Annotated in this window: 12 protein-coding genes; 9 read left to right on the top strand and 3 right to left on the bottom strand. The window is 72.1% G+C overall.

Annotated elements, in window-relative coordinates; translation table 11 throughout:
* Positions 1–112 precede the first annotated feature (112 nt).
* Positions 113–1,675 carry a phospholipase D family protein gene (locus WQ56_RS01235; protein WP_047135226.1) on the bottom strand — a complete coding sequence of 521 codons (1,563 nt, stop codon included), beginning with the start codon at positions 1,673–1,675 and terminating at the stop codon, positions 113–115.
* A 168-nt stretch (positions 1,676–1,843) separates the two neighbouring features.
* Here WQ56_RS01235 and mltG point away from each other — a divergent pair, with 168 nt between their 5' ends.
* From mltG to WQ56_RS01215, 4 genes are read left to right on the top strand one after another with little or no spacing between them, the layout of a single operon-like run.
* On the top strand, positions 1,844–3,004 hold the full coding sequence (gene mltG, locus WQ56_RS01230) for an endolytic transglycosylase MltG (protein ID WP_082132114.1): 1,161 nt from the start codon (positions 1,844–1,846) through the stop codon (positions 3,002–3,004).
* Positions 3,001–3,642, top strand: a complete 642-nt coding sequence (gene tmk / locus WQ56_RS01225) for a dTMP kinase (protein ID WP_047135225.1) — start codon at positions 3,001–3,003, stop codon at positions 3,640–3,642. Before mltG ends, tmk begins: the two co-directional genes overlap by 4 nt.
* Positions 3,639–4,580: a DNA polymerase III subunit delta' gene (locus WQ56_RS01220; RefSeq protein WP_047135224.1), complete on the top strand. Its 942-nt coding sequence runs from the start codon at positions 3,639–3,641 to the stop codon at positions 4,578–4,580. Before tmk ends, WQ56_RS01220 begins: the two co-directional genes overlap by 4 nt.
* Before the next feature lie 22 nt (positions 4,581–4,602).
* Positions 4,603–4,962, top strand: a complete 360-nt coding sequence (locus WQ56_RS01215) for a PilZ domain-containing protein (protein WP_047135223.1) — start codon at positions 4,603–4,605, stop codon at positions 4,960–4,962.
* 18 nt (positions 4,963–4,980) lie between these two features.
* On the opposite strand, the gene WQ56_RS18380 is transcribed toward WQ56_RS01215, so the two are convergent.
* Entirely contained in the window at positions 4,981–5,241 is a 261-nt protein-coding gene (locus WQ56_RS18380) for a hypothetical protein (protein ID WP_047135222.1), read from the bottom strand.
* Positions 5,242–5,319: 78 nt separating this feature from the next.
* Here WQ56_RS18380 and WQ56_RS01205 point away from each other — a divergent pair, with 78 nt between their 5' ends.
* Entirely contained in the window at positions 5,320–5,895 is a 576-nt protein-coding gene (locus tag WQ56_RS01205; RefSeq protein ID WP_047135221.1) for a TetR/AcrR family transcriptional regulator, read from the top strand.
* 31 nt (positions 5,896–5,926) lie between these two features.
* Here the strand turns inward: WQ56_RS01205 and WQ56_RS01200 are convergent, their stop codons facing one another.
* The gene (locus WQ56_RS01200) at positions 5,927–7,996 is read right to left on the bottom strand and encodes a 3-hydroxyacyl-CoA dehydrogenase NAD-binding domain-containing protein (protein WP_047135220.1); all 2,070 of its coding nucleotides are present in this window, start codon (positions 7,994–7,996) and stop codon (positions 5,927–5,929) included.
* Between the two features lie 236 nt (positions 7,997–8,232).
* On the opposite strand from WQ56_RS01200, the gene rpoE reads away from it, so the two are divergent.
* From rpoE to lepA, 4 genes are all read left to right on the top strand, one after another.
* A complete protein-coding gene (rpoE, locus tag WQ56_RS01195; RefSeq protein ID WP_047135219.1) occupies positions 8,233–8,859 on the top strand; it encodes an RNA polymerase sigma factor RpoE in 627 nt (208 codons plus the stop codon).
* Positions 8,856–9,803, top strand: coding sequence for a sigma-E factor negative regulatory protein (locus tag WQ56_RS01190; RefSeq protein ID WP_047135218.1), 948 nt, complete (start codon positions 8,856–8,858; stop codon positions 9,801–9,803). Before rpoE ends, WQ56_RS01190 begins: the two co-directional genes overlap by 4 nt.
* 80 nt (positions 9,804–9,883) lie before the next feature.
* Positions 9,884–11,425 (top strand): Do family serine endopeptidase, encoded by a 1,542-nt coding sequence (locus WQ56_RS01185; protein ID WP_052772752.1) that lies wholly within the window; start codon positions 9,884–9,886, stop codon positions 11,423–11,425.
* Positions 11,426–11,597: 172 nt separating this feature from the next.
* Positions 11,598–13,406 carry a translation elongation factor 4 gene (lepA, locus tag WQ56_RS01180; protein WP_156170174.1) on the top strand — a complete coding sequence of 603 codons (1,809 nt, stop codon included), beginning with the start codon at positions 11,598–11,600 and terminating at the stop codon, positions 13,404–13,406.
* Positions 13,407–13,484 lie beyond the last annotated feature (78 nt).

Here is a 13,484-nt window from a genome sequence, read left to right as displayed (position 1 = left end):
CGATGCATCAATGCCAATCGCCTCTGTAGGAGCGCGCTCGCGCGCGATGAGGCATTCCCGGTGGAGGCACCATCGTGCGCGAGCATGCGCCTACTGGAGTGTGTTTGCGCGCCTACAGCTGCGACTCGATCGGCAGCCAGCGCACCAACGCCGCCGTCGCGCGCTGGAGGCGGGTCGCGTCGGGCTCGCTGTCCAGCGCCGCGGGCGGGTCGCGCGCGCGGTCGAGCCAGCGCAGCCGGTCTTCGCCGTCGAGGTACACCCAGTAGCTCATGCCCGGATCGACGAGGTGCAGGTACTCGTCGAGCAGCGCCGCGCCCAGGCCCGGGTCGTCGAACAGCACGCCCATCTCGGTGTTGAGGTTGGCCGAGCGTGGGTCGAGGTTGAACGAGCCCACGAAGCCCCGCCGGCCGTCGATCAGCACCGCCTTGGTGTGCAGGCTCGCGCCGCTGCTGCCGAACAGGCTGCTGGCGGCCTTGGCCTCGGCCTGGCTGCGGGTCTCGAACAGGTGCACGCCGCCTTCGAGCAGCGGCTTGCGGTAGCGCGCGTAGCCGCCGTGCACGGCGACCACGTCGTTGGCCGCGAGGGAATTGGTCACCACCGACACGTGGACGCCGCGGCCGGCGAGCGCGACCAAGCCGTCGGTGCCGTCGCCGCCGGGCACGAAGTACGGCGAGATCAGCAACGCGCTGCGCCCGGCCGCGCCGATCTCGTCGACGAGGTGTTCGACCAGCCAGTTCTCGCGCTCGCCGCCGCGCCACTTGATCGGCGGGTCGGACAGGATCCGGATCCCCTCGCTCCAGATCGGCGTGAGCGCCTGCGAGAAGTAACGGCGCACGCTCGGCGAGACGTCCATCGCATCGAGGAAGCGGCGCGCCTCGGGGCTGCGTGCCTCGTCGTGGATGCGGTCGAGCACCGTGCGCAGCGTCTGCGGCGGCTTGCGGTTCAGCGCCGCGATCGGCACCGCGGCCTCGCTGTTCCAGAAGTCGTCGAAGATCGTACTGGCGTCGGCGACAGCGGGCCCGAACACCACGACGTCGAGGTCGTGGAAGTTGAACGCCTCGGCGGCGCTGAAATACTCCACGCCGATGTTGCGCCCGCCCACCACCGCCACCCGGCCGTCGGCGATCCAGGCCTTGTTGTGCATGCGGTGGTTGACGCCCCAGGCGCGCTGGATCATCTCGAGTACGCGCAGCGGCCCGGTGCGGTTGCGGAACGGGTTGTAGACGCGCAGTTCGATGCCGGGGTGCGAGTCCATCGCCAGCAGCGTGGCGTCCATGTCGCCGATGCCCACGTCGTCGAGCAGGATGCGCACCCGCACGCCGCGCTCGGCGGCTTCCCAGGCCTCGTTGGCCAGCATGCGGCCGGTCAGGTCGTCGTGCCAGATGTAGTACTGCAGGTCGAGGCTGCGCCCGGCCTGCCGCGCGGAGATCGCGCGCGCGGCGTAGGCGTCGACGCCGTCGGGCAGCATGATCGCGCCGGTCTTGCCCGGGTGGCGTGCGAGCAGCGGCGCCAGTTCGCGGTCGAGCGCGGTGCCGTCGTCGGACAGCGGCAGCGTCGTGCTCGGCAGCCCGGTCGCCGGCGGCATCAGCCGGTCGGCGACGAACACGCTGCTGACCGCCATCACCAGCAGGGTGAACAGGCCCCAGGCCAGGAGTCTCTTGACGCGCTTCTTCATGGCGGGGGGGCGGGCCGGCGGCGGGGCCGGCTAGGATCGCAGAAGTCGGCCTGCCACGCGTCGCGGCCGATCGCGGGCGCTGGCCGGGGACAGGCGCAGGTCACGCCGCGCATCGGCGCCACGGTATCCTGACGTCCCCCGTTCCGGACCCGACGGCCGCCGCCGCCCATGACCCCACCCGTGAAACGCCGCTGGCGCGGCCTCGGCCTGCTGTTCGTCCTGTCCGCCCTGCTGGTCGGCGCCGGCGCCTACCTGCTCTACGACCGCTACGCCGGCTTCGCCGACACGCCGCTGTCGGGCGCCGGGGACGGCCGCACCTTCACCGTCGAGCGCGGCGATTCGTTCCAGCGGGTGCTCGCCCGGCTGCGCGAGGCCGGCGTGGTGGAAGGGCACGAACTGGAATGGCGCGTGCTGGCGCGCCAGCTCGGCGCCGATGCCAGGATCCAGGTCGGCGAGTACCCGCTCGATGCCACGACCACGCCGCGCGCGCTGCTGCTGCGCATGCGCGACGGCAAGGTCATCCACCATCGCTTCACGATCGTCGAAGGCTGGAACATGCGCGAGTTGCGCGCCGCGCTCGCCCGCGCCGAACTGCTGGCGCAGCGGCTGCCCGAGCTCGACGACGCCCGCCTGATGGCCGAGCTCGGCTTTGAGGGGGTGCACCCCGAGGGCCGCTTCCTGCCCGAGACCTACCTCTACACCCGCGGCGACAGCGATCTGGACGTGCTGCGCCGGGCCAATGCCGCGCTCGAGGCCGCGCTCGACCGCGCCTGGGAATCGCGCGACCCCGGCCTGGCGCTGGAGGACCGCGAGCAGGCGCTGGTGCTGGCCTCGATCATCGAGAAGGAGACCGGCGTGCCCGAGGAGCGGCCGCGAATCTCGGGCGTCTTCAACCGCCGCCTGCAGTTGGGCATGCGGCTGCAGACCGATCCGACGGTGATCTACGGCATGGGCACCGCCTACGACGGCAACATCCGGCGTCGCGACCTGCAGACCGACACGCCCTACAACACCTACACCCGCGACGGGCTGCCGCCCACGCCGATCGCGATGGCCGGACAGGCCGCGATCGAGGCGGCCACGCATCCGGCGCCGGGCGACGCGCTGTACTTCGTCGCGGTCGGCGACGGCAGCGGCCGTCACGTGTTCTCGCGCAGCTACGCCGAGCACAACGCCGCGGTGCGCGAGTACGTCCGGCGCTACCGCGCGCGCTTCGGCGGGGGCGATGCGAGCGCGGGCAGCGCGGCGCAGGCCGCGGCCGGCGGCGAGGCCGCGCCGCCGAACGAGGCCGAGGTCGAGGCCGCGACGGCCGAGGAGGGCGGGCCGTGAGCGCATTGCGGTCGTATCCGCGCTTCGTGACGATCGAGGGTGGCGAGGGCGCCGGCAAGACCACCGTGCTGCGCGCGCTGTGCGAGGCGCTGCAGGCCGGCGGCGACGAGGTCGTGTGCACGCGCGAGCCCGGCGGTACGCCGCTGGCCGAGATGATCCGCGGCCTGCTGCTCGACCCGGGACACGCGCCGGCGTCGGCGCAGACCGAGCTGCTGCTGGTGTTCGCCGCGCGCGCCCAGCACGTGGCCGAGACCATCGTGCCGGCGCTCGAGCGCGGTGCCTGGGTGATTAGCGACCGCTTCACCGATTCGAGCTACGCCTACCAGGGCGGCGGCCGCGGGCTCGACGCCGCGCGCATCGCCGGGCTCGAGCGCGACTACGTCGGCATCGAGCCGGCGCTCACGCTGCTGCTCGACCTGGGCGTGGCCCAGGGACGGGCGCGGGCGCGCGGCCGCGACCCGCGGCCCGACCGCATCGAGTCGGAGCGCGACGAGTTCTTCGAGCGCGTGCGCGCAGCGTTCCTGCAGCGAGCGCAGGCGCATCCGGCGCGCTTCCGGGTGATCGACGCGACCCGGACGGCCGACGTCGTCGCGGCCGACGCGGTCCGCGCGCTGCAGACCCTGCGGGTGCCGGCATGAGCGCGGCGGTCGACGCAGGCGGCTTCGCGCCGTGGCAGCAGCGGATCTTCGCGCAGACGCGCGCGACGCTCGATGCGCAGCGACTCGGCCATGCGCTGCTGTTCTGCGGGCCGGCGCTGCTGGGCAAGCGCGCGGTGGCCGATGCGCTGGCCGCGCACGTGCTCGGTGCCGCGCGCGACCCGCGGGTCACGCAGCTGCTGGCGGCCGGCAGCCATCCCGACTTCCATCCGGTCTCGTTCGTGCCGACCAAGGACGGCACGAAGCTGCGCACCGAAATCGTCATCGAGCAGATCCGCGGGCTGTCGGACAAGCTGTCGCTGACGCCGCAGTACGGGCAGGCGCAGGTCGCGATCGTCGATCCGGCCGACGCGATCAACCATGCGGCCTGCAACGCGCTGCTCAAGACGCTCGAGGAACCGCAGCCCGGCCGCCACCTGTGGCTGGTGGCCGCCAATCCCGCGCGGCTGCCGGCGACGATCCGCAGTCGCTGCCAGCGCATCGAGTTCCGGCTGCCGCCGCGCGACGAGGCGCTGGCCTGGCTGACCGCGCGGGGACATGCCGAGGCCGATGCGGTCGAGGCGCTCGACGCGGCGAAGGGACACCCCGGGCTGGCCGCCGACTGGCTCGACGCCGGCGGCATGGCGCTGCGGCGCGAGGTGCACCGCGACCTGGCGGGCCTGGCCAAGGGCGAACTGGCGGCGGTGGCGACCGCCCAGCGCTGGGCCGGCGACGAGCAGGCCGGGGCGCGGTTGCGGCACGCGGCCGACCTTGCGCTGGCGCGCGCGGCCGCCTTGACCGACCCGGCGGGAATCGCGAAGCTCGCGGCGTGGTTCGACGCCGCCAACCGCACCCGCGACCTGCTCAGGACCACGGTCCGCGCCGACCTGGCGATCGCCGAGCTGCTGCTGGGCTGGCGCGGCGCCGTCGCCCGTCCATGACCTTCACCGGGGAACCGAACCGATGAGCGCAACCGGAGCCGCCGCACGCCAGGGCATCCTGTCGTTGCAGATCAAGGACAAGGCGTCGCTGTACAACGCCTACATGTCCTATCTCAAGCAGGGCGGCATCTTCGTGCCCACCCCCAAGCGCTACTTCATCGGCGACGAGGTGTTCCTGCTGCTGACGCTGCCCGAATCGGGCGAGCGCCTGCCGACCGCCGGCAAGGTCGTCTGGGTCACACCGGCCGGCGCGCAGGGCAACCGCGCGGCGGGGGTGGGCGTGCAGTTCGCCGACACGCCGGAGGGCGAGGCGCTCAAGGGGCGGATCGAGACGCTGCTGGCCGGCGCGCTGGGCTCGGAGAAGGCCACCCACACGATGTAGGCGGATGCGCCGCGGGCGTCAGCGCGCGTCGGCGACCATCGCCCGCAGCGCGGGGTGCCGGATCTGCACGATGTCGAACAGGCCGGCCGCGCGCAGGTAGACCGCGCGTCGCAGCACTTCGTCCTCGTAGCGGCGGCGCAGGACCTCGTCGTCGTGCTCGTCGATCGCCAGGCGCGCGAGCTCGACGAATTCCTCGACCCACGATAGCGCCGCGTAGGCGTCGGGCGCCGCGGTTCGCGCGTTGTCGACCAGCGCAGGCGGCGTATGAATGGAGGTCACCACGTTGGAGTCCTTAACTGTACCGGCTGGACGGTATGGTCTAGACTCGGCGGCCCGTCGTCAACCCCTTGGCCGGTAATGACCCGCAAACGCAGCGACGCCCGCGAACGCATCCTCGAGGCAGCGCTCGTCGTCTCCCAGCAGGTCGGCGCGGCGCATCTCACGCTCGACGCGGTGGCGGCCGAGGCCGGCGTCAGCAAGGGCGGGCTGCTGTACCACTTCGCCAGCAAGGACGCGCTGCTGCGCGGCATGGTCGACCACCATCTCGACGAACACCGGCGCACGCTGGAGAACGCGATGGCGGAATTCCCGGCGACGCCGGGCGGCTATCTGCAGGCGCTGGTGCAGGCGCACCGCGACGAACGCAAGGACGGGCTCCACGAACCCCATGCCACGCGCTCGTTCATCGCCGCGGCGGTCAACACGCCCGAGCTGATGGACGGCCCGCGACGCTTCGTCGCCGAGCACGTCGACCGGCTGCGCCCGCTCGGGGCGCGGTTCCCGGAGGCGATGCTGCTCACGCTCGCGTTCGACGGGCTGTTCTTCGGCGAGACCTTCGAGATGCTCGACCTGACGGCCTCCGAGCGCGAGGCGATCGTGCAACTGCTTGCCGAGCGCGCCGCGGCGATCGCGAAGGCGGCCGACGGCGCGTGACGCGGGGCCGGGCGTCGTCGCCCGGCCGGCTTCAGCCTGCGCGCAGCGCGGCGCCGTCCCAGCCCGGGCGCGGCGCGAAGCGCTCGCCATGGCGCGCCTGCAGCGTGCGCAGGCGCTCGAGCACGACGTCGACGCCGGTCTCGCGGATGTACTGGATCGGACCGCCGCGGAACGGCGCGAAGCCGGTGCCGAAGATTACGCCCGCATCGAGCAGGTCGGCATCAGCGACGACGCCGTCGTGCAGCGCGGCGACCGCCTCGTTGAGCAGCGGCAGCACCAGCCGGTCCTGCAGGTCCTCCGGCGCCCGGTAGTCCTTCGGCACCTCGGGCTTCTTCGGCTTGCCGTCCTCCCACGCGTACAGGCCCTGGCCGTCCTTCTTGCCGCGCTTGCCCGCCTCCGGCGGCGTCGCCAGCGACTCGGGGATGCGCAGGCCCAGGAACGGCGCCAGTTCCTGGCCCACGCCCGAGGCGATGTCCAGGCCCACGGTGTCGATGAGCTCGATCGGTCCCATCGGCATGCCGAAATCCACCGCCGCGCGGTCGATCGCTGCCCCCGGGATGCCCTCGGCATATGCGGTCGCGGCCTCGAGCATGTACGGGAACAAAAGCCGGTTGACCAGGAAGCCCGGGGTGCCGGCCACTGGCACCGGCAGCTTGTCGATCGCCTTGCAGAACGCCGCCAGCCGCTGGATCGTTGCCTCGGCGACGCCGTCGTGGTGGACGATCTCCACCAGCGGCATCGACGCGACCGGATTGAAGTAGTGCAGGCCGGCGAACTGCGCCGGCCGCTGGACGTGGGCGCGCAGTTCGTCGAGCGGGATCGACGAGGTGTTCGTCGTCAGCAGCGCCTCCGGTCCGAGCTTCGGTTCGACCGTCGCATACAGGCCGCGCTTGGCCTCGGCGTTCTCGACGATCGCCTCGATGACCAGATCCGCCGCGGCGATGCCGTCGCCGGCCAGGTCCGAGCGCAGCCGCGCGGCGACCTCGGGGCGCCTGGCCTCGTCGCGGACCTTCTTCTCGAACAGCTTGGCCGCGCGCGCCTGTGCCTTGTCGATGAACGCCTGCTCGCGGTCCTGCAGCGTGACCTCCAGCCCCTTGTAGGCCGACCACGCGGCGATGTCGCCGCCCATCACGCCGGCGCCGACCACGTGCACGCGCCGGATCGGTGCCTGCTGCGCGCCGGCCTTGCCGCCCAGGCCCTTGAGCCGCTCCATCAGGAAGAACACGCGCGTGAGGTTGCGCGCGGTCGAGGTGCCGGCGAGCTTGACCACCGAGCGGCGCTCGGCGTCGAGCAGCGCACGGGTGTCGCCCGAGGCGCGCTTCCAGGTCTCCACCATTGCGTAGGGCGCGGGGTAGTGCTTCTTCTTCGCCTTGCGCGCGACCTGCTTGAGCAGCACCGGCGCCAGTGCCTGCCGCGCCGGCCAGGTGTTGGTGAGCCAGCCCAGCGTGCGCTGCTTGAGCGGCCGCGTCGTCCCCTTGAGCGCGAGCGCCGCGGCCGCGTCCACCAGCAGCGCCGGCTCGACGACCTTGTCGACCAGGCCGATGCCGCGCGCGGCCTTGGCGGGCAGCGCGCGCCCGGTGAGCATCATGTCGAACGCGGCCGGCGCACCGACCAGCCGCGGCAGGCGCACGCTGCCGCCCCAGCCCGGATAGATGCCCAGCTTGACCTCGGGCAGGCCGATCTTCGTCGACGGGTCGCTGCTGGCGACGCGGTAGTCGCAGGCCAGCGCGATCTCGGTGCCGCCGCCCATGCAGAAGCCGTGGATCGCGGCGACCGTCGGGCAGGGCAGCTCGGCCAGGCGCTGGAAGGTCGCCTGCCCGCGGCGGATCGAATCGCCGATCGTGCCCTTGGCGTCGAACGCCTGGAACTCACGGATGTCGGCGCCGGCGATGAAGCCCTTGTCCTTGGCCGAGCGGATCACCAGCGCCTTGGGCGGGTCGAGCGCGAGGCGTTCGAGCAGCGTGTCGAGCTCGATCAGCACGTCCTGGGCGAACGTGTTGACCGATTCGCCGGCGCGGTCGAACGCCAGCACGAGGACACCGTCGTCGCGCGATTGCGCTTGCCAGTGGCTGAAGCGAAGCCCGTCGAGGCCTGCGAACATACGGCACCATTCTTCGGAGTATGGGAATCCGCCTATGATCCCGAGGTCGGTTCCGCGCCGTCAAATCGCCGCCGGTGGCGGGGTGGTCCGGGCGCCGGCTTGCGGAACGCCGGTCGCGGCCCCAAGGAATGCATCCACGGTGCGGCGACGATGCCACACCCGTCGTGACGGAACTTTTCGCGCGACCGCCTGTCTCATTGCCCGTGCCAGGCCGGGCCACGAAGGAGGTCCGGCCGATGGCCGAGCAACGCGACAGCCGGGAGTACGGAACTCTGGACGAGGAACTGGTCAAGCGGGTGCAGCGCGGCGACACCGCGGCATTCGACCTGCTGGTGCGCAAGTACCAGCACCGCATCGCGGCGCTGATCGGGCGCTACGTGCCGGACTGGAGCGAATGCCAGGACGTGGCGCAGGAGACCTTCATCCGCGCCTATCGCGCGATCGCCAGCTTCCGCGGCGACGCGCAGTTCTATACCTGGCTGCACCGCATCGCCGTCAACACCGCCAAGAACCACCTGGTGGCGCACAACCGGCGGCCGCCCACCGACGACGTCGACGTCGACGATGCCGAGCACTTCGACTCGGCGATCCGCCTGCGCGACGGCGACACGCCGGAACGTGAACTGATGCGCCAACAGCTGGAACAAACGGTGGTGCGTGCGGTCGAAGCCCTGCCCGAGGAACTGCGCATGGCGATCAACCTGCGCGAGGTCGACGGCCTGAGCTACGACGAGATCGCCGAGCGCATGGGATGTCCGATCGGCACGGTGCGTTCGCGGATCTTCCGGGCGCGCGATGCGATCGATCGCGAGCTCAGGCCCCTGATGGACAACGAGAGACAAGTGGAGCGCGTGACCCGATGAGCCCTTCCGACGACATCGATGCCCTGCAGCTCGGTCCGGACCCGGACAAGCTCGAGCTGTACCACCGCCAGCAACTGTCGGCGATGCTCGACGACGCGCTGCCGCAGGACCAGGCGCGGTTCCTGCGCCGCCGCCTGCAGCACGACGCCGAGCTGTCGGCGTGCTTCGAGCGCTGGCAGGTCTGCGGCGACGTGCTGCGCGGCCGCCACGTCTCGCTGCTGCCGCCCGATTTCGCCGACCGCGTCGCCCGCGGCATCGCCGATGATGGCGTCGCCGTCGCGCCGGTCGCGGCCGGACGCCGTCCGCGCCTGCTGCGCTGGGGCGGCGGTGGCGCCGCACTGGCGGCGTCGGTCGCGCTCGCCGCGCTGTTCGTCGGCCGGCCCGGCGGCGTGCCGGGCGCGGGCGAGAAGATCGTGGCGCCGCTGCCCGCGGTGGCGCTGAGCGGCGAGCCGCTGGCCACCGATGCCGCGGCCGACGCCTCGGCGTTCGCGACGCACGAGCCGGCCGCACCGGCGCAGGCAGCCGCGGCGGCGGGCATGGCGGCGATCGCGATCGCCGAGGTGCCCAGGCGCAGCCAGGCCGGACGCGACGCGCGGACCCCTGCGGTACGGCGCGCGCGCGATCCGGCACCGGTGCAGGTGGCGGCGGCGACGCCGGTCGCCGAGGCGCCGGCGCAACCGGCGACCGCCACGGCGCAGGTCGAGGCCGCGTTCGCGGCCGCCGCGTCGGACGCCGGGCTGCCGGCCGCGCCCTCGGTCGCGCGGCCATGGCCGAAGGCCGGCGCCCTCGCGCCGGATGCGCGTTTCTCGGTGCGCTACGGCGGCGGCTTCGACGCGCCGTCCTGGGCGCGCAGCGAGGCGCCGGCCAGCGACGTGCTGCCGAGCTTCCCGGTCGAGCCCCGCGCCGTGCGCCAGGCCCCCGGCGACGCGCCCGCGCAGCCCTGACCGCCCGCGCCGCGCCATCCCCGGCACGTCGCCGCCCCGCGCGGCGACCGATCCTTCCCGTTTCGAATCCCGGATTCCCCATGACCTCGATGAAGAAATCCCTGCTCGCCGTGTCCCTGGTCGCCGTGCTGTCGGCGGCGACCACCGCGCTCGTACTGCCCAACGCGACCGCGCAGTCGAACGCGACGCCGTCGGCCGCCGATGCCGCCAACACCGTGTCCTCGACGCCGCAGGCGCCGCTGGTCAGCGGACTGCCGGACTTCACCCGGCTGGTCGAGCGGGTCGGCCCGGCCGTGGTCAGCATCGAGTCGACCGCCGGCACGCGCCAGACGCGCGGCCAGCAGATGCCCGACGACGCGCAGATCCCGGAGATCTTCCGCCGCTTCTTCGGCCCGGGCTTCGAGTTTCCCGGCGGACCGGGCGGTCCGGGGCAGGGCATGCCGCGCGCGTCGATGGGCACCGGCTTCCTGATCTCGTCCGACGGCTACCTGCTGACCAACCACCACGTCATCGAGGGCGCGGACGAGGTCAAGGTGCGGCTGTCGGACCGGCGCGAGTTCCAGGCCCAGGTCGTCGGCAGTGATCCCGAATCCGACGTCGCCGTGCTCAAGATCGACGCCAGCGGCCTGCCGATGCTGCGCATGGGTAACGCCGCGGCGGTCAAGCCCGGCCAGTGGGCGGTCGCGATCGGCTCGCCGTTCGGCTTCGAGCAGTCGGTGACGGCCGGCATCGTCAGCGCCGTGCAGCGCTCCAATCCCTATGCCAACCAGCAGTACGTCCCGTTCATCCAGACCGACGTGCCGATCAACCGCGGCAACTCGGGCGGTCCGCTGCTCAACGTCGCCGGCGAGGTCATCGGCATCAACTCGCAGATCTTCAGCAACTCCGGCGGCTACATGGGCGTGAGCTTCGCGATCCCGATCGACGTGGCGTCGAACGTCGCCGACCAGATCAAGAAGACCGGCAGCGTGCAGCGTGGCCAGCTCGGCGTGCAGATCGGGCCGGTCAGCGCCGACGAGGTCGCCGGCTTCAAGCTGCCCGACGCGCGCGGCGCGCTGGTGAGCGTGGTCGCGCCGGACAGCCCGGCCGAGAAGGCCGGCATCGAGCCGGGCGACGTGATCCGCGCCGTCGACGGCGCACCGGTCAACACCTTCAGCGACCTGCCGCCGCTGGTCGGCAGCAAGGCGCCGGGCACGCGGGTCAAGCTGGAGGTGTTCCGCGATGGCCGCAGCCGCAACTTCGACGTGACGCTGATCCAGCTCGACGGCCAGGCCTCGGCCGGCGCCGCGCGCGGCGCCCCCGACCGCGGGGCCGCGCCGTCCACCCAGGGCAATCCGCTCGGTCTGGCCGGCCGCGACCTGGATGCGGCGCAGCGCCGGCAGTACGGGCTCTCGGGCGAGGAGGGCGTGCTGGTCGCGAGCGCCGGCCGCGGCGCCGCCGCGACCGCCGGCATTGCGGCCGGCGACGTGATCCTGCGCGTGGGCCGCACACCGGTCGGCAGCGCGGCCGCGCTCGACCGCGCGCTGCGCGACGTCAAGCCGGGCGACACGGTGATGCTGCTGGTGCGCGGCCGCGGCGGCGCGACCCAGTACCGCGCGGTGTCGGTGCCCGACGCGCCCTGACGGCGCTTGCGGACCGGTCGGTCCTGTCGGAGGCCCGCGGCGATCGCCGCGGGCCTCCGCGCGTCCGGGTGCCCGGTTTCCCCGCGCCGGCGGATCGCGCGGCGCCGCCGCCGCGGCGGTGGCCGCCATGCGATAATCGCCCGTTATCCCGACGACGGCCCGGCCGCCGCACATGACCCACGATCCCATGCGGAACATCCGCAACTTCTCCATCATCGCCCACGTCGACCATGGCAAGTCGACGCTGGCCGACCGCATCATCCAGCTCTGCGGCGGCCTCCAGGCGCGCGAGATGGAGGCGCAGGTGCTCGACTCGAACCCGATCGAGCGCGAACGCGGCATCACGATCAAGGCGCAGTCGGTCTCGCTGCCGTACACCGCGCGCGACGGCCAGACCTACCATCTGAACTTCATCGACACGCCCGGCCACGTCGACTTCAGCTACGAGGTCAGCCGCTCGCTGGCCGCCTGCGAGGGCGCGCTGCTGGTGGTCGACGCGGCGCAGGGCGTGGAGGCGCAATCGGTCGCCAACTGCTACACCGCGGTCGAGCAGGGGCTCGAGGTGGTGCCGGTGCTCAACAAGATCGACCTGCCGACGGCCGACATCGACCGCGCGAAGAACGAGATCGAGGCGGTCATCGGCATCGACGCCGAGGACGCGGTCGCGGTCAGCGCCAAGACCGGCCTGAACGTCGACGAGGTGCTCGAGGCGATCGTGCACCGGATCCCGCCGCCCAAGCCGCGCGACACCGACAAGCTGCAGGCGCTGATCATCGACTCGTGGTTCGACAACTACCTGGGCGTGGTGTCGCTGGTGCGCGTGATGCAGGGCGAGATCAAGCCCGGCGCCAAGCTGCTGGTGATGTCGACCGGGCGCAGCCACCAGGTCGACAACGTCGGCGTGTTCACGCCCAAGCGCAAGCCGTTGCCGCAGTTGCGTGCCGGCGAAGTGGGCTGGATCACCGCCTCGATCAAGGACGTGCACGGCGCGCCGGTCGGCGACACGCTCACGCTGGCCGGCGACCCGGCGCCCAGTCCGCTGCCCGGTTTCCAGGAGATGCAGCCGCGCGTGTTCGCGGGCCTGTTCCCGATCGACGCCGAGGACTACCCGGCGCTGCGCGAGGCGCTCGAGAAGCTGCGCCTCAACGACGCCGCACTGCGCTTCGAACCCGAGAGCTCGGAGGCGATGGGCTTCGGCTTCCGTTGCGGCTTCCTGGGCATGCTGCACATGGAGATCGTGCAGGAGCGGCTGGAGCGCGAATACAACCTCGATCTGATCAGTACCGCGCCGACCGTGGTCTACGAGGTGCTGCGCACCGACGGTGAGATCCTCAGCCTCGACAACCCGGCCAAACTGCCGCCGGTCAACCAGATCGAGGAGATCCGCGAGCCGATCATCCGCGCCAACGTGCTAACCCCGCCCGACTACGTCGGCAACGTCATCACGCTGTGCGAGGAGAAGCGCGGCAGCCAGATCGGCATCACCTACATGGGCAGCCAGGTGCAGATCAGCTACGAGCTGCCGATGGCCGAGGTCGTGCTCGACTTCTTCGACAAGCTCAAGTCGGTCAGCCGCGGCTACGCCTCGCTCGACTACCACTTCCTGCGGTTCCAGGCCGGCCCGTTCGTGCGCGTGGACACGCTGATCAACGGCGACAAGGTCGATGCGCTGTCGCTGATCGTCCATCGCCAGCACGCCGACCGGCGCGGTCGCGAGCTGACCGAGAAGATGAAGGACCTGATCCCGCGGCAGATGTTCGATGTCGCGATCCAGGCCGCGGTCGGCTCGCAGATCATCGCGCGCACCACCGTCAAGGCGATGCGCAAGAACGTGCTGGCCAAGTGCTACGGCGGCGACATCTCGCGCAAGAAGAAGCTGCTCGAGAAGCAGAAGGAAGGCAAGAAGCGCATGAAGCAGGTCGGCCGCGTCGAGATCCCGCAGGAAGCCTTCCTCGCGGTGCTGAGTACCAGCCGGGAGTAGGGATGCGGGATTCGGGATTCGGAAGAGCCGGGGTGACCCGCCTGTCCGTATCCCCAATCCCCAATTCCCAATCCCGGC

Origin of the sequence: Luteimonas sp. FCS-9 (assembly GCF_001014645.1) — a bacterium.
In the GTDB taxonomy this organism is placed as follows: Bacteria; Pseudomonadota; Gammaproteobacteria; order Xanthomonadales; family Xanthomonadaceae; genus Luteimonas.
This window is presented reverse-complemented; position numbering and strand designations above follow the sequence as displayed.